Source organism: Planococcus rifietoensis (assembly GCF_001465795.2).
GTDB lineage: Bacteria > Bacillota > Bacilli > Bacillales_A > Planococcaceae > Planococcus > Planococcus rifietoensis.
Genome location: NZ_CP013659.2, coordinates 1,599,686 through 1,619,186 on the forward strand (window position 1 = coordinate 1,599,686; position 19,501 = coordinate 1,619,186).

A 19,501-nucleotide genomic window follows, 5' to 3' on the forward strand; every position below is an offset into this window, starting at 1 on the left:
GTTACCCGCCTGCTTTAGGTGATTCCAATCGCTTCGTGAAATTAAAAAAATGCGGCCGATTGCGCGGCCGCATTTTCAATAGTTGGATCAGTTGACCCAGCTGTTCATAGTTTTTTCGTAAGATACCAATTCTTCTTCTTTAAAGAACAAGCCGATTTCGCGCTCAGCGCTTTCAGCAGAATCAGAACCGTGGATCATGTTTTTGCCGACAGTAACTGCGAAGTCACCGCGGATTGTTCCTGGAGCTGCATCTTTCGGGTTCGTAGCTCCCATCATTTGACGGGCAGTCAAGATGACGTTTTCGCCTTCCCAAACCATTGCGAAAACTGGTCCAGAAGTGATGAAGTCTACTAGTTCGCCAAAGAATGGGCGCTCTTTGTGCTCGCCGTAATGCTGTTCAGCTAGCTCAGTTGGGATTTGCATCAATTTAGCGCCTGCCAAATGATAGCCTTTTTTCTCGAAACGGGAAACGATTTCACCGATGACATTGCGTTGGACACCATCAGGTTTTACCATCAAAAATGTTTTTTCCATTATAGAACACTCCTCTGTTAAAAAGCTCGGGCACTTTGCCCACCTTAAAAAATACTATCATTGTCCGATCATTTGTCAACTGGAAACTAAAACTTTCGCTTGCCGATGAAAAAGGCGATTTTTCGCATCGTTTTCGTCGCTGGGCCTTTCGGCAAATAGTCCAGTTCTTTCAGCGCCTTTTCCAAATAACGTTCACTCACCCGCTTCGCTTCATCGACCGCACTGCTTGTACGGATCGTACGGACGATTTCCAGGCGTTTTTCATCGGAAATGTCCTGGTTCAAATTGTCACGGAGCATCTGATAAATCTGCGGATTCCGGCGCGCGTATAAAATCGGCAACGTGATATTGCCTTGGATAAAATCACTGCCGGCCGGCTTGCCCAATTCTTGATCGCTTGCTGTGAAATCAAGGATATCGTCGATAATTTGGAACGACATGCCGATAAAATAACCAAATCGGCGCAAATGCGCTGCAGTTTTCTCATCGGTTCCTGCCACTAAGGCACCCAATTCACAGCTGGAAGAAATCAATAACGCGGTTTTGCGTTTGATGCGGCGCAAATAATCCCGCAAGCTTTGGTCAAGCCTATACTTGTCTTCGATCTGAATAATTTCGCCGCGGCACACTTCGATCAATGTCTTCGACAGGATGTCATGGATTCTTGGTGATTCGATTTCCGTAATGCGCTCCAGTGCCCTGGCCAGGATGAAGTCGCCGGTATACATCGCCACGCTATTATTCCATTCCGATTTCACGGTCGGGCGACCCCGGCGGATCTCTGAATCATCTATGACATCATCATGGACCAAAGACGCCATATGTATAAGCTCCAAAGGCACAGCGACACGCTTCAGCAATTCGATATCGTAATCCCCGAATTTTCCGGCAAGCAAAACAAAAACAGGGCGGATTCGTTTTCCTCCGGCCTGCAATAAATGAAGAGAAGCATCATTTAATAGAAGGGATTCGGAATCCACTGCCTGTTCCAATTCTTTTTCAATCAGTTCCAGCTCCGGTTTCAGGTCGGAATAGAGCAATTTCAACTTCATCTTTTCCACTTAATAACCTTCTCCCGCTTGTTTACTTTTTCAATCCCATATGAAGGGCAGCAGCCCCTCCTGAGTACGGTTTGTATTTGACTTTGTCGAAGCCGACCTTGCTGAACAGTTTCGCAAGCTCTTTCATACCTGGGAATGTTTTTGCTGATTCCTGAAGCCATGAATACTCCTTATAGCTTTTCGCAAAAAGCTTGCCGAATACTGGCATGACAAAACGGAAATACATCCGGAAAAACGGCTTGAATACAAAGCTTTCAGGCTGCGAAGTCTCCAAGCAGGCAATCATGCCCCCAGGTTTCAAGACTCTGTGCATTTCTGATAGCACCTGTTCGTAATCCGGAACATTGCGCAGCCCAAAACCGATTGTTGCAAAATCGAATGAGTTGTCAGGGTAAGGCAAAGACATCGCGTTTCCTTGCACCAATTCGACTTGAGGCATATGGGCTGTTTTTTGATGACCGACATTCAGCATGTTCTGGCTGAAGTCCAATCCGACCACACGACCGGTAGGCCCTGCAGCTTCTCCAAGCGCAATGGTCCAGTCCGCCGTGCCACAGCAGACATCGATGCAAGACGCGCCTTTTGCTACTTGCATTTTGTGCATCGTGTCGTTGCGCCATTTATTGTGTTGCTGAAAGCTGATGACCGAATTCATCTGGTCATAGTTTTCGGAAATTTTTTCAAACACTTCGTGAACTCGTTGTTCTTTCGTTTTCTGCATCATCGTCATCCTTCTCGCGTCAGCGGTTCAGCGCTATGCCGATGCGGAATAATTTGGTGGAGCAATATATTCTTGAGTTCAAAATCCAGTTCGCAATCATTAATGGACTCCAGGATTTCATTGCCCAAAGCCTCCAGGCGGTCAACGAGCCAGCGCTCGATAAATGTCGAATGAATCAATGATCCGCTGAGCAATTTCAGAAGATAACTGAACTCGCCTTTCTTCAGCGCTTCCAGCTCTTCTGTGTAGCGGATATACAATAAAGATTGTTCCATGAGCTGCTTATAATGCCCAAAGCCATTTTCCACATAAAACGCATTCAGCAGAGCAGTTTCGATCACTGTCGCCGTCTCTTCCACTTGCTCCGGCTGCTGGAGCGCAAGTTCGTGGAAAGAGGCTTTCTTTTCGCTCACCTGGATAATTGCAGTAGCAAGCTTTTGAACCATTTCGATATTCTTTCCTTCAGCCAGCAATTGGTAATAGATGCCGCTGTAAAAATCTCCGGCAAGTACTGTCAGCTGCTGTTCTTTGCTGATGGGCATTTCTTCTTTCACCCGGTCGTGTGCGTGCAGCGCAGCGTAGACAATTGCCACTGTCCGGGCGCTTGTCTCCATTTTATCCGACCATTGCTCTCCGTTAAAAAACGGCAGCAGCAAGAAAAACAGGCGCGCCTCTTTAACAAAAGGCCCTTCCGTCAACTGGTCTAACGTTCGTTGGCGAACTGCTTTTAGTACGTCGATTTCCATGGAGATGATTTTGGATTGTATTTGTTGTCCGTTCATACTGCCTGCTCCATTCATAGGTTAGCCATAGCTCATATTATAGCATAATGCCCTTATGGCCTTCACCATTAACGCTTATTTTTTCGCGTCGCTTTCAATGATGCCGTGCGCGGAATGGATTTCCGCTTTGCCGCGAATTTTCATCGCCGATGTATGCTCGGTGAATTGGGCGATCATCACTTCGCCGCGATCAAGCTTTTCCGTATGATGGAATTTTGTATCGTTGCCGCGGGTCAGCCCGATGACGTTAACGCCGTCTTCTTGTGCACGAATCACTACATATTCAGTTTGTGCCATTGTTTACACCTGCTTTTCCATAGTTTTAGTTCATATTGATATAGGTAATGACTTCCGAACGCTTGATGTCGTCTGTCTCCAATACCCCTCTTGACACAGCCGTGACGGTCTTTGAGCCCGGCTTCTTGATGCCCCGCATCGTCATGCACATATGTTCAGCTTCGACCATGACGTACACGCCGTGAGGGTTCAAGGTTTCCATCATCGAGTCAGCAATGGTAGAAGTGATCCGTTCCTGCAGCTGAGGGCGTTTGGCGACTGTTTCGACCGCTCTCGCCAATTTGCTGAGCCCTGTGACCACTCCGTCGCGCGGGATATAGGCAATATGCGCTTTTCCAAAGAACGGCACTAAATGATGCTCGCACATCGAATAGAACGGAATATCTTTAACCAATACGAGTTCTTCGTGATTTTCATGAAACACGGTGCGGAAATATTCTTTTGGGTCTTCCTTCAACCCCGCAAAAACTTCCGCATACATTTTCGCGACGCGTTTTGGGGTATCCTGTAGCCCTTCACGGCCCACATCTTCTCCGACTGCCTCCAAAATCATGCCGACAGCTTGCTCTATTTTATCCAGATCTACGTTATGGCTCTTCATATCTATCACATTGTTTCCTCCTGTAGAAAAATCACTCTATTTGGGGCAGCGGTTGAAAACAGCCATGGATCATTGCAGTTTCACGCGCCTATTTCTGCTGAGCCGAGAGACAACTCCGCTTTTCTCACCTGAATTGTAGCATTTACGGGGGGTATTGGCAAAAACGGGGCCGAAAAAAAGAATGGCCTTTGCGAGATTAGATCTCGCAAAAGCCATTCTATGTACAGTAGCCGAAGCTTATTTCACTGCGTCTTTAAGTGCTTTACCTGGCTTAAAGGCAGGAACCTTGCTTGCGGCGATCTCGATTTCAGCACCTGTTTGTGGGTTGCGTCCTTTACGGGCCGCGCGCTCACGAACTTCAAAGTTACCGAATCCGATCAATTGTACTTTGTCACCTTTAGTTAGAGCATCTTGAATCGCTTCAAATGCAGCGTCAACTGCTTTCGCAGCATCTTTACGAGAAAGTTCAGCCGCTTCTGCAACAGAGTTCACTAATTCTGTTTTGTTCATGCTATTCACCTCCTCTCAAAGGGGATGCTTGCCATCAATCCTGTAAAAAGAGTATCACAACGAAAATCGCATAGCAACAACAAATAGGCCGCATTTCAAAGAAAACCACCAAATACTCCCAATATTTTCAAAAACATGTGGATTTCGGGCAAATCCGTGCTGTATCAGGCTTTTTCATCGGTCAGAAAAATAGGTTCGCCATTTTCATCGATGGTGTACGGAAGCGAATATGCAGGCACTACGGGGCTGTTTTCGTAGAGGATAAAACGGATATCCTGCCCTTGCTCGAGTTCGCCTTCATAGTTTTGGATCGCTTCATACAAATCAATGGAATAATCGATATACACATCGCCTTGTCCAGTGATGACCATCGGCAGCATCTTGCCGCTGTATGGGCTTTCGACCATGGGCTCCTCATTGAAGCCCATTGCCTCGTGATTGAATTTATAGACATTATCGGCAATGATTTCAGAAATTGGTGCCCTTCCGCCATTCGCGCTCTTTCTGACATTGACAGAACGGATGCCTTCCGCTACCCGAAGGTCGACGAGCTTGACGGTCGGATTTTCCTCAACATCCATCAAGACATACTGGTAAATTCCGCCGACTTCAAACGCATTGCTCGGGATTTCAGCTGTAAAATCCGGCACAACTTTGGAAAAGTCGACAGGATACTTAATGAATTGATCGACGTCCATATCTCGCGTCTTGATCGGCAATAAGCCACCATTGGCCTCTTGGTAGCGTTCAACCGCTTGTTGCGCAGTGGCCAACTGATCTTCATAGGGAATCTGATTTTCCGCCCGCTCGCTGCTGGGATACGCACAAGCTGTAAGCAAGCTTGCCGTCAGCAGGACGAGCAGCAACGCTGTTGTTTTTTTCATTATGTCCATCCCCTCAGGCGCCACCGGTCGGTCCGCTGAATACAGTGAAAACCATAATAAAGAAGCCCAGGATCAGCAGAACGTACGCGATCAGCGCAAATAGAAATTTCAGGATGCCGTTTTGCAATTTGTACCGGCTCAAATAAATCATTCCCATGGAAATGATCAAAAAAGCGATGCCTGCAAAAGATACCCACATTTTATCCAAAGAACTCATGAATAAGCCGCCTTTCGTGGAGTTTCAGTCCATAGTATAGCATAAAAAAAGAAGGGGCAGCAGCAAGCAGCCCCTCCGTTTGTGACAATTACAGCAAGTCGATTAAATCTTCCATCTCATTTTTCTTCATGCGTCCCATCAACTCTTCCACGGCATTCTCCGGCTTGACGCCTTCAAACAACACCGCATACAAGGCTTCCGTTATCGGCATGGGCACTTTGTACTCAGCGGCCAATTGATGGGCAGCTTTCGTAGTCCGGATCCCTTCGACGACCATGCCCATCTCGTCCAACACCTCTTCGACATTTTTGCCTTTGCCGAGCATATTGCCAGCCCGCCAGTTGCGCGAATGGACGCTTGTGCATGTAACAATCAAGTCGCCGACGCCCGATAAGCCCGAGAAGGTCAGCGGCGTTGCGCCCATCTTGACGCCGAGGCGTGCAATTTCAGCAAGGCCGCGCGTCATGATCGCAGCTTTCGCATTATCGCCATAGCCTAGGCCATCTGTAATTCCGACCGCTAAAGCAATGATATTCTTTAATGCCCCGCCAATTTCCACTCCGATGACATCGGTATTCGTGTAGACACGGAAATAGGAGTTCATGAACAGATCCTGGACACGGTTTGCCGCTTGCGTATTTTCACATGCTGCGGTGACCGTTGTCGGATGCTCCTGGACAACTTCTTCTGCATGGCTTGGCCCAGATAAAATAACGACTTCCTCGATCAGATCAGCGGGGATTTCTTCGCGGATCATCTCGCTGATGCGTTTGAGTGAATCCGGTTCGATGCCTTTAGAAACATGGACGAACAAGCCTTTTTTCGTCATCCGTTCACGAATATCCCGTGAAACTTCACGAATGGCTTTTGTGGGTACGGCCAATACGAAAATATCGGCGTGCGCCACCGCTTCATCGAGATTTGCTGTCGCTTTCAATGAATCCGGCAAGCGCACCCCTTTCAAATAGCGTTCGTTCGAATGCTGATTGATCTCATCCGACTGGTCTTGGCGATGGGTCCATAATAGAAGATCATGGCCGTTTTGCGCTAGTACATAACTAAGCGCTGTTCCCCAACTCCCTGCACCAAATACAGTAACTTTTTCCATCTTTATCTCTCCTTTATCCTGCTTTAGCAGAAAACCAAACTCCCACCTCTTCAAGTGGGAGCCATGATATTCCGTAAAGTCCGATTGGATCAATTAACATCAGCAGGAAAGTGAAAACACCCGCTGCTTGTATTTAAGTACGTGCACGCGTAATCAAACGCAGCGGCGTGCCTTCGAAATCAAAGCTTTCCCGGATGCGGTTCTGCAAGAAGCGTTCGTAACTGAAGTGCATCATTTCCGGTTCGTTGACGAACACAACGAAAGTCGGCGGCTTGACTGCCACTTGCGTCACATAATAAAGACGCAGGCGTCGCCCTTTATCAGACGGAGCTGGGTTCATCGCCACAGCATCTTCGATCACTTCATTAAGAATGCTCGACTGAATGCGGCGTGAATGGTTGTCATTGACACGGTTTATGATGTCGAGAATGTTGTGCACACGTTGTCCGCTGACTGCAGAAACGAAAATAATCGGGGCATAATCCAAGAACAGGAAATGTTCGCGGATTTGCTGCGTGAATTTGTTCAAGGTTTTGTCGTCTTTTTTCACAGCATCCCACTTATTGACGACGATAACGATCGCTTTTCCTGCTTCGTGAGCATATCCGGCAATTTTCTTGTCTTGTTCCTGGATGCCTTCTTCTGCATTCAAGACGACCAGAACAACGTCTGAACGTTCAATCGCGCGCAAAGCGCGAAGCACGCTGTATTTTTCAGTGCTTTCATAGACTTTCCCTTTTTTGCGCATGCCGGCCGTATCGATGATGACATACGGCTGTTCATCGTATTCATATTGCGTATCGACAGCGTCGCGTGTCGTTCCTGCCACTTCGCTGACAATGACGCGGTCTTCGCCAAGGAATGAGTTGACCAATGAAGATTTCCCGACATTCGGGCGCCCGATCAATGAAAACTTGATGACATTGTCTGGATATTCCTCTTCGTCCTCTTTCGGGAAGTGCTTCGCCACTTCATCCAAAAGGTCGCCCAAGCCAAGCCCGTGCGATCCGGAAACCGGGTAAGGTTCGCCGATTCCAAGGGAATAGAAATCGTAAATCATGTGGCGCATATCGGGATTGTCAATTTTATTGACAGCCAGCACCACAGGTTTTTTCGTACGGTACAGGATTCTCGCTACTTGCTCGTCCTGTTCTGTCACTCCGTCACGCCCGTTGACGAGAAAGATGATGACATCCGCTTCATCCATCGCCACTTCTGCCTGGCTGCGGATCTGTTCAAGGAACGGCTCGTCGCTAAGGTCGATGCCTCCTGTATCAATGATATTGAATTCGTGCGTCAGCCAATCTGCCGAGCTGTAGATGCGGTCACGCGTAACCCCTGGAATATCTTCCACGATGGAGACACGTTCTCCTACCACGCGATTAAAAATCGTGGATTTCCCTACATTCGGCCGGCCAACAATTGCTACTACCGGTTTTGACATAATTAATTCATCCTTCCACTTCTGATAAGCCTATTATACACGAAAAAGAGGATGGCATCTGAATAATGTCCATCCCCTTAAATTGTCCAATATTCAGTTTTTCAAAGGAACTGCAAAATGTTCCGTCTCAAAGCCTCTTTGCTTCAAATGGGAAAGCAATTCCCCGTTGATGACAGCAGGGGCGGAGCGGATATCTTCAATTGTACAGGCCCCGAGTGCGGTCATCAGCATGCGCACATCTTCATGTAGCCCATTGATCTCGTCGATCAAGCCCGCCTCTCCAAGGCTTACTGCATGCTTCAGGAAACTGCCTGCAATGCCGGCAGCATCTGCACCGAGCCGCAATGCCCGGACCACGTCTCCTGCATCTTGAAGCCCGCCTGAGGCCAATACGGTGCGGCTGAAGCCATTTCTGCATTCAACGATTGCAGCAGCTGTCGGGATGCCCCAGTCCTCGAAATAAGCCAGCTTGCGTTTTCTGCGTTCATTTTCGATACTCGCAAAATTGGTGCCGCCGAAGCCACTCGCATCGATCGCCGCTACTTGGGTGTTGTCGAGCGCTACTGCAGTTTCCTGTGAAATGCCAAAGCCGGTTTCTTTGACGATAACCGGCACATGTAATGCTTCTGCTATCCTGGCGATGCGATCAAGCGCCCCGCGAAACTGTCGGTCGCCTTCTGGCATCGTTAATTCCTGGACGACATTCAAGTGGATTTGCAGCGCATCCGCTTCGATCATCTCGACCGCTTCGAGCGCCTGCTCAACAGTCGCTTCGCTCCCGAGATTGCCGAAGATGGTTCCGTTCGGATTTTCTTTCCGGACGATTTGATAGCTTTCGCGCTCCTGCTTGTCTTTCAGCGCGGCCATTTGTGAACCGACCGCCATGGCGATTCCCGTTTCTTTTGCAGCCCGCGCAAGCATCGCATTCAGCTGCAGCGTTTCAGAACCACCGCCTCCGGTCATGGCATTAATAAAAACAGGTGATTTTAGTTTCAAATCACCTGTTTTGGGTTCCAACGATACATCAGCGACGCCGATTCCCGGCAGCGCCTGGTGGACAAAACGGACGCAGTCGAGCCAAGTAGCCCGGCATTGCCCGGTGGACAATGCGTAATTGATATGATCCATCTTTCTTTTTGCCCGTGACATTTATTCGGATTTGAACCCTTTTAATTTATCTCCGATGACATCACTAATCGAGAATCCAGATGCTTCTTCCGGCATATCGTATTGTGAGAAATCCTGTTCCGCTTCTTTTTCCTGAAGCTCTTTGATGCTGAGGGACAAGCGCTTGTCTTCTTTATTGACTTCCAGCACTTTCACTTCAACTTCCTGGCCTTCCTGAAGCACTTCATGAGGCGTAGCGATGTGCTTATGCGCGATTTGGGAGATGTGCACAAGTCCCTCTACTCCCGGGAGCACTTCAACAAACGCGCCGTAGCTGACAAGGCGTTTCACTGTCCCTTGATGAACAGAGCCTTTCGGTGCTTTCTCATCGATAGCATCCCATGGTCCAGGCAAAGTATCCTTGATCGACAGCGAAATGCGTTCAGAGTCGCGGTCAACAGAAAGAACTTTGACTTTCACTTCCTGGCCTTCCGTCACAACGTCCGACACTTTGTCGACATGCTCGTGTGACAATTGGGAAATATGGACAAGCCCATCCACTCCACCGATATCGACGAAGGCACCGAATGATGCGATGCGCTGAACTTTGCCATCAAGCACGTCTCCTGCATTGATCGAATCCATCACTTGTTCTTTCTTGGATTCTTTCTCGCCTTCCACGACAGCGCGGTGGGAGAGGATCAAGCGGTTGTTCTCTTTTTCCATTTCAACAATCTTAAAGGTCATGACGCGGCCTTTATAATCCTCAAAAGATTCGACGAAATAATCTTCAACAAGTGAAGCCGGCACAAAACCGCGCACGCCAAGGTCAATGACCAAGCCGCCTTTGACGACATCCTTCACTTCCGCTTCGATGATTTCGCCAGATTCGAATTTCTTCTCGAGATCGTCCCAAGCGGATTCGGCATCGACTTTGCGTTTCGACAACACAAAGTTCTCATCTTCCACTTTGGTGATGATCAATTCAAGCTCGTCTCCTTCTTGGACCGAGTCTGAAGCTTTTTCGATATGGAGGCTCGATAACTCGCTGATCGGGATGATCCCGTCGAACGGCGCTCCATCAATTGTCACCGTCACCGCTTTTTCCTCGATTTTGGCGACTATTCCTTTTACGCGATCTCCTGTTTGGAAGTCACGGTTTTCCATCAAATTCATATCCTCTGACATAAGTAGCCCTCCTTCACAAACTATCCATCTTCTATTTTATTCGAATTCTCTAATAAAAACAAAAATAATCACTTATTTTCAGCGTTTTCATCCAGAATTTTTTGAATACTGGCCATGATGGCTTCTGTCACTTCTTCTGCGGAAGCTTTTCGTTCGCGATAAGGGTCCATCAAAATCGGATCGCCGTAAACTACTTTCACTTTGCCAAATGGCTTATACGGCCCGATAATGGCACACGGCATGACGTCTGCATTGCCGCGAAGTGCAAAGAACCCGGCGCCGCTCAAACCTTTTTTCAATACACCATCAGTCGAACGTGTGCCTTCTGGAAACAGCCCGACGACTTCCCCGCCTTTCAGCAATTTCAACGCCGTCCGCAGCGCTTCCCTGTCGCTCATCCCGCGCTTCACCGGAAAGGCATTGACCTTCGGCAGGATCGAACCGAGCACAGGTGCTTTGAACAATTCTTCTTTCGCCATGAAATGAACGGTTCTCGGCGCGGTCATGCCGACTACTGGCGGGTCGAGTGCATGGATGTGGTTACTGCAAAGAAGCACTCCGCCTGTTTTCGGGAACTTTTCAGTGCCGCTGACCTGGAAACGGTATAGTGGGCTCAGCGCAGTCTTTACGAGCGTTTTCCCTACTGCATACAAATTCATGATGCCATCAGCCTCTCTTCCGCTAATTTCAAGATGGCTTCCGCCGCTTCTGTAATCGTTAAAGGAGTGGTGTCTAGAAACACAGCATCATGTGCTTGCTTTAAAGGCGCCACTTCGCGCTCGGAATCCATCTTGTCACGCATGGCGATTTCCTCCTGCAGCTCGACAAGCGGTGTCAGGATATCGCGTTTTTTATTTTCCTCGAAGCGGCGTCTTGCGCGTTCTTCGACTGTCGCGGACATAAATACTTTAAGTGCAGCGCTTGGCAAGACATGTGTGCCGATGTCACGGCCATCCATGACGACGCCTCGGTCTTCCGCCAGCTTTTGCTGCAGCTCGACCATGCGCTTTCTGACCAGCTCATGGGCAGCCATTTCCGATACTGCCTTTGTCACGTATTGGGAACGGATCGCTTCCGAAACATCTTCTCCGTCAAGCAGCACCTTTTGCCCGCCTTCTACAGGGATCAAATCGATTTCAGTCGCCGTGAGCAAAGCCCCGGCTTCCTCATTGCTCGCCAGGTTGATGCCTGCGTTCAATGCCTTCAACGTGATGGCGCGGTACATCGCGCCAGTGTCGATATAAATATAGCCTAATTTTTCTGCCACTATTTTAGCGATCGTGCTCTTGCCCGCAGCAGCCGGACCGTCGATCGCGATTTGTATAGCTTTCGTCAAAACTGTCACCTCATCTTATGTAATGATTTCATTTTATCACAATATCCTAAAGGTTTCGGGCAAAATCAAAGCGTCCGCTGAATAGTTCCGAAGCCAAAGCAGTATAAAAAGAAAAAGCCCCGCAGTGCAAGGCTTTTGGTTTAATCGATTGGGGTGTGCTTGTGATAATGGCTGACCGATAATTGGTGAGCTTGGCGTACTTTCCGTAAACCGAACCACCATAAGAACAGCATGAATGGGACGGCGCCGTACAATAGATTATCGTAGGCATAGAGAGAAGCATTATAGGCGATGTGCAAAAGCGCCCCAGCAAATAGAGCTGCCACAAGCCACCATTTGCTTTCTCTTTTTTCGGTGAATTTCGCTTTCCCGAAATAAAAACCCATGACCACTCCAAATAAGGCATGGCTCGATACAGGAAGAAATGCCCTTAGAAAAGCAGCCCCTAGCCCGAACTCCAGTAGATACAAAATATTTTCGACTGTGGCGAACCCGAGAGATAAACTCGCGCCGTATAAAATTCCATCATACGGGTCTTCAAAATCGATATGGCGAAATACTGCCGCGAGAAGGACGATCCATTTGAAAAACTCTTCCAATAAACTCGAGAATAAGACGGACTTCACGAAGGTATTCTGGAAGACATTTTCGGCTTCAAACACATATTGGATAAACAGTATCGGGAATGTAAGAAGAGCGCCGTATAAAAAGCAGTGGAAGATCAGTTTCGACGGTTCTCCTGCAAATTGATCACGCAAATAAAAATAACTGAACAATGCGAGCCCGGGCGCAATAGCCACCGTCAACAGCTCTAACATAAGACGCCCTCCTTCATTCCATTCAGCCGGTGCTGTTAAATTTCAAATGCTTCCTTGTCGATCGGTTCATTGCCAGACAGCAGGATTGCCAGCTTGATGCGCGCTTTCTTGCTATCGTAATCACTTCCCAAAATAACGCCGCGCGTCAGCAAATCGTGTGCACTGCCTGGATAGCTGTATGCTGGATAGGCATTGCCTTCTTCGGCGCTCGTTGTCAACACGACGGTAATGCCGGATTTCACGGCGCGCTCAACCGCTTCCACCATGTGGGGGGAAATTTGACCGCGGCCAGCCGCTTCTAGGACGATGCCTTTCGACCCACTTTCAGCCAGCATATCGACAATCGACCCTCCCTGGCCTGAATAGCATTTGACGATATCGACAGTCGGCATACCGCCAGGCACCCGGTGCACCTCACGCAGCACCGGCTTTTGATAGATGCGGACCTTATCGTTATCGATGATGCCCAAATAGCCATGGCCGAATGAATCAAAGCCCTGTAAATTGCTGGCATGCACTTTCTTGACGTATTTCGCGCTGTAGATCCGCTCATTGAAGACGACGACCGTCCCAACGCCTTTGATCACCGGATCGACAGCAACGTAAATCGAGTTGCGTAAATTGGAGTAAACATCCGTCCCGACTGCTTCTGGCGCACGCTGGCTTCCCGTCACTACGACCGTCCGTTCATCGCCAACAGTCAAGTCCAGGAAATAGGCGGTTTCTTCCAATGTATCAGTGCCATGTGTAACGACGACGCCCTCTACTTCTGGATCTTCCAATTCTTTCACAATCGCTTCCTTGACGATGTTCATTTCATCGAAGCCGATGTGCATGCTTGGCAATTGATAAACATCGATCACTTTCACTTCGATCTCAGACGGCAATTGGCAAAGTTCCGCCAGGTCTTTTCCCGAAATGGCACCGGATTTCAGCAAACCGTCGTCGGAAATGGCTTTACTTGCAATGGTGCCCCCTGTCGTAATTAGCGATACTTTCTTTTTCATAATGCACCTCTTTTAAATAATCTAGTCTGTTGAATTTCTCAGCGCCTGCTTTTCCGCAATCGCCGCTGCGATTTGCCGGCCATGAAAACGGCCATTCTCGATAAAGATTTCATTGGCATTGTTCCCTGCCGCGATGACGCCAGCGATAAATAGATCCTCGACATTGGTCTCCATCGTTTCTTCATGGAAAGATGGCCTGCCGCTTGCCGCATCGATGTCGATTCCCATCTGACGGAGGAATTGGTGATCCGGATGATAGCCGATCATGGCGAAGACAAAATCATTCGCGAAGGTTTCTTTCGTATCGTTGACTGTCAGTTCCACTTCATCTTCACGGATTTCATCGACGATTGAGTCGAACAGCATAGTAATTTCGCCTTGGCGCACGAGCCCATCGAACTCCGGTAAAATCCAGGGCTTGACACTTTTCGAATAGCTGGTGCCGTGATAGGACACAGTCACCCGGCTGCCGGCTTTATGCAGTTCAAGCGCTGCGTCTACTGCCGAATTTTTGCCGCCGATCACCAACACGTCACGGTCGAAATAAGGATGCCCTTCCTTGAAATAATGCATCACTTTCGGCAAGTCCGCACCGGGCACTGAGAGCTTGTTTGGATGGTCATAATAGCCTGTCGCCACTACGACATATGTTGCCTTATAGTCATTTTTCGTTGTCTTCACAAGAAAACCGTCCGATTGTTCGATCGATAACGCCGTTTCGAAAGCCCGCACATCCAGCTCGTGCCGCTTCACCACTTCACGGTAATAGACTAGTGCTTGATTGCGCTTTGGCTTTCGGTCTTCGGTAATGAACGGCACATCCCCGATCGATAATTTTTCGCTGCTGCTGAAAAACGTCTGGTGCGTCGGGTAATGATAGATTGCATTGACGATATTCCCTTTTTCGAGAATGATAGGGTGCAGGCCCATTCTCTGTATTTCGATGGCGGCCGATAAACCGCACGGCCCGCCTCCTATGATGATGACATCTGCATGTTCCATTTCAACCACTCCTGTAATAATGTCCATATCCATCTTAGCCGATTGAAGAGCTTTGTGCCAAATGCTTCATGCCCGGTGCAGGATGAATTTCAAGGACATGGTATTGCGCTTTCGCGCCAAACCTTAACGGCAACGTAGTCGTACCGAATCCGTTGCTGACAAGTTCGGTAATTCCATCTGTAATCCTCAAAGAACCCTGTTCGAATATCCCGAATCGCCCCAACCTGATCTGACCTCCGTGGGTATGGCCGGCAATCATCAAGCTGACTGGATAATGTTGTTTTACGTGTTTGAAGACAAAAGGCGTATGGGAGATGAAAATGACAGAATCTCTTTCTCCGACAGTGCGGAAAGCATCTTCTACACTGTGTTCCCGAAAAGCAAAATAATCGATTCCTGTTAATTTTAGTTTATCATTTCCGAACAATTCAACAGTTTCATCATCAAGAATAGTGGCGCCTTGTTCTTCGAGCAACGCCCTCAATCGTTGTTCGCCGATTTCCCTGTCGTTGTTTCCAAATACGTAATAAACCGGAGCAAGTTCAGTTAGAATCCGTAAGTTTTCACGGATGCGTTGTTCTGGGACCCCGCGTTCGACAAAATCACCGCCGATGACGATGAGATCCACTGGATCGTTGAATATATCACGCCGAAGCTTACGCCGGTGAACATCGGAGATAAAAAGCAACTTAAAAGGAGAAAACCTAGCCTCTCCCGACAAGCGGACGATTGCCGTTTCCTTGTTTTCGCTGTGGGCGGCACGGAACATCCATGCCAGTATAGCCAAGCCCGCTAATCCAATCCGTAAAATCCATTTCATCGTGTACATCCTTTCCGAAGCAACAAAAAAACATAAGCTGCGCTTATGTTTTCCTGTTCAAGCCGCTATTCAATCTTCAGTGATATCAAGAATACGGAAGCCTGATTTTTCCAGTTCCTTCGTGAACTTGTCGATATTGTTCTTTTTCTTCACTTTAAGGACGATGCGGCGCACCATTTTATCGGTTTCATCGAATGTAACGAGTGAAACGACGGATTCCTTATGTTTTTCGATGATTTCACCAAGTCGGCCAATGCGGCCTTCTGATTCTACCGATGTAACAGTGATGCGGACCCCTGCTTGCTTCATGCCGAATGCACTTTGCAATTGGTTGACGACATCAAAACGGGTGACGATTCCGAGGAATTTTCCTTCATCGACGACAGCGATGATCGGGAAATCACGCAATTCCACTAAAGCTTTTTCATATACATCATCGATATTCAAGTACACATCCTGGTTGACCATGATATCTTTCACCTTTGTCGAACGCACAAACTCATCTTTCTGGGCGTTCGAGTAGAAAAACGCACGGTATGCATGGTACCAGGTAAAGATCCCTTTGAATTCATCGCCATCCACGACTGGCAATGCATCAATGGAATGCTGCTCCAATAACTTGAGCCCTTTTTCCATCGTATCTTCCGGTGTGACCGTAAAACATCTTTCTTTTTTCACCAATGCACTTTTGACAAACATTCGCTCACCTCTTTTTAGATTCTTCTTATCTTTTCCCTAACAGGAGGCATTTAATCCCACCTTATGGCAAAATCAATGTTTGTCCAGGGCTGATATCGTTAGATGCCAATCCATTGGCCTGTTTGATTTTCTCAACAGCGGCCGCTGCACCGCTCGCGCCGTAATTATTGACGGCAATGCGGTAAAGCGTTTCACTCGATTGAACGGTTACTGTCTTGCCGCCGGCAGTCGGTGTTTCTTCCTGCTCTTCTTGCTGTTCTTTTTCTTTTTCTTTTTCTTCGGCTTGTGCACGTTGTTCAGCTTCAGCTTTTGCTTTTGCTTTTGCTTCAGCTTCTTCACGCGCTTGTTGTGCTGCCAGTGCTGCTTCCTGGGCTTTCTTCTCTGCTTGCTGTTCCGCGGCCGCCTGCTCTTGTTCTTCCTCTTTCGCTTTGGCAGCTGCCTCTTCTTCACGCTCACGCGCTTTTTCTTTCAGTTCTTTTTGTTCTTCCGCTTCTTTTGCTTTAGCGTTTTTCTTCTCTTCATCTTCGTCTTTCTCCTGGTCGTCTGCAGCAGCAAGTACCGTGCTGTCAGAAGGCGGCTGGGAGTTCAGTTCGAAGCTCACTTCATTTTCATTTGTTTTGGCAGTTAGCGTGTCATCCGGTTCATAGTAAAACGCAACATAGATCAACAAAGTGACCGGAATCAAGATAAAGATAAAAAACAAAGAAGGCAATAATAAACCCCTGCTTTTCGGCTTGGGCATTTGGCGTGCGCGCCTCGTCAATTCTGCCATGCGTTCCTGTGACAATTCCTGGCGATTCTTTTCCATTGATTCATGATAATTATCGTTTCCCATTTCACGACTACCCCTATCTGTACTAATATATCTATTATGACGAAAAAAGGCTTATTTGTAAATAATAGAAATAGAGATTTTCATATAGGGAGAAGGACCTTCAAACGCTCTTTCCAAGAGCCTTGTGGAGTTGCTTTTTGTTCGCTTTGACTGCCTTTGAACAGGCTGTGGTCGATTCCGTGAAAACTGCAGCAATTAGTTGGTATAGCAGGGTTTTCTTGATCGAAACTTGTACTGATATATTGCCGGATGCAACCGCTCGCATGGACCAGCCCACGGACGGATTCAGCTTGACGTTGTTTTTCTTTTTTCAGTTGCTCGATCTGGTTCAATGTGCCTTCAAGGGGCAGACGCTCGCGCCAATAGGAAATGATGCGATACGCCGTTTCCCTTATCATCCCCTGCTCAATCAATTGTTTCGCTTTTTCGCCCTGCTCATAGATTAGTTCGATTTCATGTTTCTCGGGTAAATCGTCCATGATCAAACTCTCCACGAGCCGCTCATCCCCAGCTGTATACAATAAAGTTGCCAGTGAAGGCAAAGAATCCCGGCCAGCACGCCCCACTTCCTGGACATATCCTTCTATAGAAGAAGGTAATTGGAAATGGATGACATGGCGAATATCGGGAATATGGACCCCCATGCCGAATGCATTGGTCGCACATACCCACTCGAGCTCCTTATTGGCAAACTGCTGCTGCACAAATATACGATCCTGCTGCTCCATGCCGCCATGATAAAAAGCCGCCCGGCCCCCAAGTGTGAGCAAGCGCCCAGCCAACTCCTGCGATTTGCGCCGTGTGCCGGCATAAATGATCCCTGGCCCGCCGTATTCTGACACCAAGTTCATCAGCGCGTCCAGCTTGTCGTGATCGTTTTCAAATTTTCGGATATCATAACTGATGTTCTTTCGGTCCATCGGATGTGAATAGACGAAAGGGTCACTCAATTTAAGATAACGCTTGATTTCATCTGTTACTTTGTCGGTTGCCGTTGCGGTCAATGCCAAAGTTTGCGGGTTGCCAAGCTGGGGCAGAACCTCTGCAATGCGCAAATAATCCGGACGGAAATCAAAGCCCCATTGAGAAATGCAATGCGCTTCATCCGCGACAAGCAATGAGATGCCAAGCACTTTTAATTTTCCAAGCACATATGGCTGTACAAGCATTTCGGGGGCTACGAAGATGAATTTATAAGTGCCAAGCGTATTCCACGCCCTTTCGCGATCTTCCGGTTTCATGAAGGAATTGATAGCAATAACCGATTTTTCCCCCATCTTTTTCAATTGGGCAACTTGATCTTGCATCAACGATAAAAGCGGCGAGACAATGACGACAGCGCCCGGTAAGACTTTCCCAGGCAGCTGATAACATAGAGATTTACCCATTCCGGTCGGAAGCAGCGCCAAGACGTCGCGCCCTGCCAGCACTTGCTCGATTACTTGTTTTTGGCCGGGGCGGAATTCCGTGTAGCCATAAAACTCGTACAATAGTTTTTCGAGATTCATGATTCGCCTCCTCTCATGGCCAGTGCCAGCCGGATCTGAAAATAGCTGGCTTCGGGCAAACGCTCTTTAATATCCCGCAAGCGCATTGACTTCAACTCTTTGCTGATGCGATGGATCGATTGAAACAAATGCTCATCCATAAAGGGCACAAAGCTGAACGCCGGGTCGTTCATGGCCATCTCCACGAAATGATCCTCGATCGTACTGGTTTTCAGTTGCCGGAGCTCGGCAATCTGCTGGAGTGAAAATCCGCGCTCGGACAGATTTTGTGTTCGTTTCGCCGATTCCGTCAAGGCGGATTGTTGGATGATGCCTTCAAGCATGCCCGTTAGCAAAGGATATTCCATGCCTTCAATCACGTCCAGCCAAGCGTGTACAGCTTCAACAGCTGCAACTTTCACATCTATCGGCATGAGGTTCTGCTGCATAGCTAATTGATCCCAGGTGAGCCCGCCGACTCCATAGCCCGACAATCGCTCCACCAGGATTTGTTTATGCGCTTCCGTTGTTTTTGCCAAAGCCAAGCTGGTTTCGATTTGATTTTTGAAAGCCTCTTGAACAGCAGCAGAACGAAAATCGATGCGGTTCAAATAAGCCTTTGCCCATGCCTGCACCGTTTCATCGGCAACAACTGGATCAAAGCGCTTATGGCCTTGCATGAAATTGGACATCGTCTGCACTACTAGTGACAAACGCGCAAAAAACCGATGTTCATTGCCCCTGTATTTCCAGCCGTTCAACGGCGTAGCCGGAATGTCCAAATCGAATGCGGAGCGATCGAGCCGGACGCTGCTGTCATCCGGGATCAGTAAGCCTTGAGCTTGCAGCCTGTCGATGGACGCGAGGTATTCTTGCTTGTCCAGTTTCGGGAGTACGGCAAAATAAGGATGCAGTCCAAAATAGCCGATGTCCTGAATCGTTTGCCCTGATTTCTTTCCTTTAATTAAATGATAAGGGGAAGATACGGTCCGTTGACCGTCTACCGCTTTCATGATTGCTAAAACGACTTCATCGAATCGCAC

Annotated in this window: 23 protein-coding genes; all 23 read right to left on the reverse strand. The window is 48.1% G+C overall.

Translation table 11 applies throughout. From position 1 onward, the window contains the following. Positions 1-87 precede the first annotated feature (87 nt). The 23 genes from ndk to AUC31_RS08040 all read right to left on the reverse strand — a co-directional run bounded on the left by ndk (position 88) and on the right by AUC31_RS08040 (position 19,501). Positions 88-534 carry a nucleoside-diphosphate kinase gene (gene ndk / locus AUC31_RS07930; protein ID WP_058380561.1) on the reverse strand — a complete coding sequence of 149 codons (447 nt, stop codon included), beginning with the start codon at positions 532-534 and terminating at the stop codon, positions 88-90. An 86-nt stretch (positions 535-620) separates the two neighbouring features. Beyond that, positions 621-1,595, reverse strand: a complete 975-nt coding sequence (gene hepT / locus AUC31_RS07935; protein ID WP_083509144.1) for a heptaprenyl diphosphate synthase component II — start codon at positions 1,593-1,595, stop codon at positions 621-623. Positions 1,596-1,617: 22 nt separating this feature from the next. Next, entirely contained in the window at positions 1,618-2,316 is a 699-nt protein-coding gene (locus AUC31_RS07940) for a demethylmenaquinone methyltransferase (RefSeq protein WP_058383625.1), read from the reverse strand. Positions 2,317-2,321: 5 nt separating this feature from the next. Next, positions 2,322-3,098 (reverse strand): heptaprenyl diphosphate synthase component 1, encoded by a 777-nt coding sequence (locus AUC31_RS07945; protein ID WP_058380560.1) that lies wholly within the window; start codon positions 3,096-3,098, stop codon positions 2,322-2,324. Between the two features lie 75 nt (positions 3,099-3,173). Next, entirely contained in the window at positions 3,174-3,395 is a 222-nt protein-coding gene (mtrB, locus tag AUC31_RS07950) for a trp RNA-binding attenuation protein MtrB (RefSeq protein WP_058380559.1), read from the reverse strand. 25 nt (positions 3,396-3,420) lie between these two features. Beyond that, on the reverse strand, positions 3,421-3,996 hold the full coding sequence (folE, locus tag AUC31_RS07955) for a GTP cyclohydrolase I FolE (RefSeq protein ID WP_058383624.1): 576 nt from the start codon (positions 3,994-3,996) through the stop codon (positions 3,421-3,423). A 237-nt stretch (positions 3,997-4,233) separates the two neighbouring features. Beyond that, positions 4,234-4,506: an HU family DNA-binding protein gene (locus AUC31_RS07960; RefSeq protein ID WP_052651392.1), complete on the reverse strand. Its 273-nt coding sequence runs from the start codon at positions 4,504-4,506 to the stop codon at positions 4,234-4,236. Positions 4,507-4,670: 164 nt separating this feature from the next. Further along, positions 4,671-5,390 (reverse strand): hypothetical protein, encoded by a 720-nt coding sequence (locus tag AUC31_RS07965; protein ID WP_058380558.1) that lies wholly within the window; start codon positions 5,388-5,390, stop codon positions 4,671-4,673. A gap of 13 nt (positions 5,391-5,403) precedes the next feature. Further along, positions 5,404-5,607 (reverse strand): DUF2768 domain-containing protein, encoded by a 204-nt coding sequence (locus AUC31_RS07970; protein WP_058380557.1) that lies wholly within the window; start codon positions 5,605-5,607, stop codon positions 5,404-5,406. Positions 5,608-5,695: 88 nt separating this feature from the next. Beyond that, a complete protein-coding gene (locus AUC31_RS07975) occupies positions 5,696-6,715 on the reverse strand; it encodes an NAD(P)H-dependent glycerol-3-phosphate dehydrogenase (protein WP_058380556.1) in 1,020 nt (339 codons plus the stop codon). A 133-nt stretch (positions 6,716-6,848) separates the two neighbouring features. After that, entirely contained in the window at positions 6,849-8,159 is a 1,311-nt protein-coding gene (gene der, locus AUC31_RS07980; RefSeq protein ID WP_058380555.1) for a ribosome biogenesis GTPase Der, read from the reverse strand. A 93-nt stretch (positions 8,160-8,252) separates the two neighbouring features. Beyond that, positions 8,253-9,287, reverse strand: a complete 1,035-nt coding sequence (gene fni, locus AUC31_RS07985) for a type 2 isopentenyl-diphosphate Delta-isomerase (protein WP_269465272.1) — start codon at positions 9,285-9,287, stop codon at positions 8,253-8,255. Between the two features lie 21 nt (positions 9,288-9,308). Beyond that, a complete protein-coding gene (gene rpsA, locus AUC31_RS07990) occupies positions 9,309-10,454 on the reverse strand; it encodes a 30S ribosomal protein S1 (RefSeq protein WP_058380553.1) in 1,146 nt (381 codons plus the stop codon). Between the two features lie 68 nt (positions 10,455-10,522). Next, the gene (locus AUC31_RS07995) at positions 10,523-11,113 is read right to left on the reverse strand and encodes a lysophospholipid acyltransferase family protein (protein ID WP_058380552.1); all 591 of its coding nucleotides are present in this window, start codon (positions 11,111-11,113) and stop codon (positions 10,523-10,525) included. Then, complete coding sequence (cmk, locus tag AUC31_RS08000) at positions 11,110-11,790, reverse strand: (d)CMP kinase (protein ID WP_058380551.1); 681 nt, start codon at positions 11,788-11,790, stop codon at positions 11,110-11,112. Before cmk ends, AUC31_RS07995 begins: the two co-directional genes overlap by 4 nt. Positions 11,791-11,930: 140 nt before the next feature. Continuing rightward, positions 11,931-12,608, reverse strand: coding sequence for a glutamic-type intramembrane protease PrsW (prsW, locus tag AUC31_RS08005; protein ID WP_058380550.1), 678 nt, complete (start codon positions 12,606-12,608; stop codon positions 11,931-11,933). Positions 12,609-12,643: 35 nt separating this feature from the next. Then, on the reverse strand, positions 12,644-13,615 hold the full coding sequence (locus AUC31_RS08010) for an asparaginase (RefSeq protein ID WP_058380549.1): 972 nt from the start codon (positions 13,613-13,615) through the stop codon (positions 12,644-12,646). A 21-nt stretch (positions 13,616-13,636) separates the two neighbouring features. Beyond that, the gene (locus AUC31_RS08015) at positions 13,637-14,617 is read right to left on the reverse strand and encodes a YpdA family putative bacillithiol disulfide reductase (RefSeq protein WP_058380548.1); all 981 of its coding nucleotides are present in this window, start codon (positions 14,615-14,617) and stop codon (positions 13,637-13,639) included. 34 nt (positions 14,618-14,651) lie between these two features. After that, positions 14,652-15,437, reverse strand: a complete 786-nt coding sequence (locus AUC31_RS08020) for a metallophosphoesterase (RefSeq protein WP_058380547.1) — start codon at positions 15,435-15,437, stop codon at positions 14,652-14,654. A 69-nt stretch (positions 15,438-15,506) separates the two neighbouring features. Continuing rightward, a complete protein-coding gene (locus tag AUC31_RS08025; RefSeq protein WP_058380546.1) occupies positions 15,507-16,136 on the reverse strand; it encodes a CBS domain-containing protein in 630 nt (209 codons plus the stop codon). Positions 16,137-16,197: 61 nt separating this feature from the next. Next, entirely contained in the window at positions 16,198-16,971 is a 774-nt protein-coding gene (locus AUC31_RS08030) for a LysM peptidoglycan-binding domain-containing protein (RefSeq protein ID WP_058380545.1), read from the reverse strand. Between the two features lie 80 nt (positions 16,972-17,051). After that, positions 17,052-18,479 (reverse strand): RecQ family ATP-dependent DNA helicase, encoded by a 1,428-nt coding sequence (locus AUC31_RS08035; RefSeq protein WP_058380544.1) that lies wholly within the window; start codon positions 18,477-18,479, stop codon positions 17,052-17,054. Continuing rightward, a complete protein-coding gene (locus AUC31_RS08040; protein WP_058380543.1) occupies positions 18,476-19,501 on the reverse strand; it encodes a YpbB family protein in 1,026 nt (341 codons plus the stop codon). Before AUC31_RS08040 ends, AUC31_RS08035 begins: the two co-directional genes overlap by 4 nt.

Excerpts from the sequence above, each read along its gene's own strand:
- AUC31_RS07940 (WP_058383625.1), bottom strand. The coding sequence starts at position 2,316 with ATGCAGAAAACGAAAGAACAACGAGTTCACGAAGTGTTTGAAAAAATT.
- AUC31_RS07995 (WP_058380552.1), bottom strand. The coding sequence starts at position 11,113 with ATGAATTTGTATGCAGTAGGGAAAACGCTCGTAAAGACTGCGCTGAGC.
- AUC31_RS07970 (WP_058380557.1), bottom strand. The coding sequence starts at position 5,607 with ATGAGTTCTTTGGATAAAATGTGGGTATCTTTTGCAGGCATCGCTTTT.
- folE (WP_058383624.1), bottom strand. The coding sequence starts at position 3,996 with ATGAAGAGCCATAACGTAGATCTGGATAAAATAGAGCAAGCTGTCGGC.
- prsW (WP_058380550.1), bottom strand. The coding sequence starts at position 12,608 with ATGTTAGAGCTGTTGACGGTGGCTATTGCGCCCGGGCTCGCATTGTTC.
- der (WP_058380555.1), bottom strand. The coding sequence starts at position 8,159 with ATGTCAAAACCGGTAGTAGCAATTGTTGGCCGGCCGAATGTAGGGAAA.
- AUC31_RS08030 (WP_058380545.1), bottom strand. The coding sequence starts at position 16,971 with ATGGGAAACGATAATTATCATGAATCAATGGAAAAGAATCGCCAGGAA.
- AUC31_RS08010 (WP_058380549.1), bottom strand. The coding sequence starts at position 13,615 with ATGAAAAAGAAAGTATCGCTAATTACGACAGGGGGCACCATTGCAAGT.
- AUC31_RS07965 (WP_058380558.1), bottom strand. The coding sequence starts at position 5,390 with ATGAAAAAAACAACAGCGTTGCTGCTCGTCCTGCTGACGGCAAGCTTG.
- AUC31_RS08020 (WP_058380547.1), bottom strand. The coding sequence starts at position 15,437 with ATGAAATGGATTTTACGGATTGGATTAGCGGGCTTGGCTATACTGGCA.
- AUC31_RS07945 (WP_058380560.1), bottom strand. The coding sequence starts at position 3,098 with ATGAACGGACAACAAATACAATCCAAAATCATCTCCATGGAAATCGAC.
- AUC31_RS07960 (WP_052651392.1), bottom strand. The coding sequence starts at position 4,506 with ATGAACAAAACAGAATTAGTGAACTCTGTTGCAGAAGCGGCTGAACTT.
- rpsA (WP_058380553.1), bottom strand. The coding sequence starts at position 10,454 with ATGTCAGAGGATATGAATTTGATGGAAAACCGTGACTTCCAAACAGGA.
- AUC31_RS08015 (WP_058380548.1), bottom strand. The coding sequence starts at position 14,617 with ATGGAACATGCAGATGTCATCATCATAGGAGGCGGGCCGTGCGGTTTA.
- ndk (WP_058380561.1), bottom strand. The coding sequence starts at position 534 with ATGGAAAAAACATTTTTGATGGTAAAACCTGATGGTGTCCAACGCAAT.
- AUC31_RS08025 (WP_058380546.1), bottom strand. The coding sequence starts at position 16,136 with ATGTTTGTCAAAAGTGCATTGGTGAAAAAAGAAAGATGTTTTACGGTC.
- mtrB (WP_058380559.1), bottom strand. The coding sequence starts at position 3,395 with ATGGCACAAACTGAATATGTAGTGATTCGTGCACAAGAAGACGGCGTT.
- AUC31_RS07975 (WP_058380556.1), bottom strand. The coding sequence starts at position 6,715 with ATGGAAAAAGTTACTGTATTTGGTGCAGGGAGTTGGGGAACAGCGCTT.
- AUC31_RS08035 (WP_058380544.1), bottom strand. The coding sequence starts at position 18,479 with ATGAATCTCGAAAAACTATTGTACGAGTTTTATGGCTACACGGAATTC.
- fni (WP_269465272.1), bottom strand. The coding sequence starts at position 9,287 with ATGGATCATATCAATTACGCATTGTCCACCGGGCAATGCCGGGCTACT.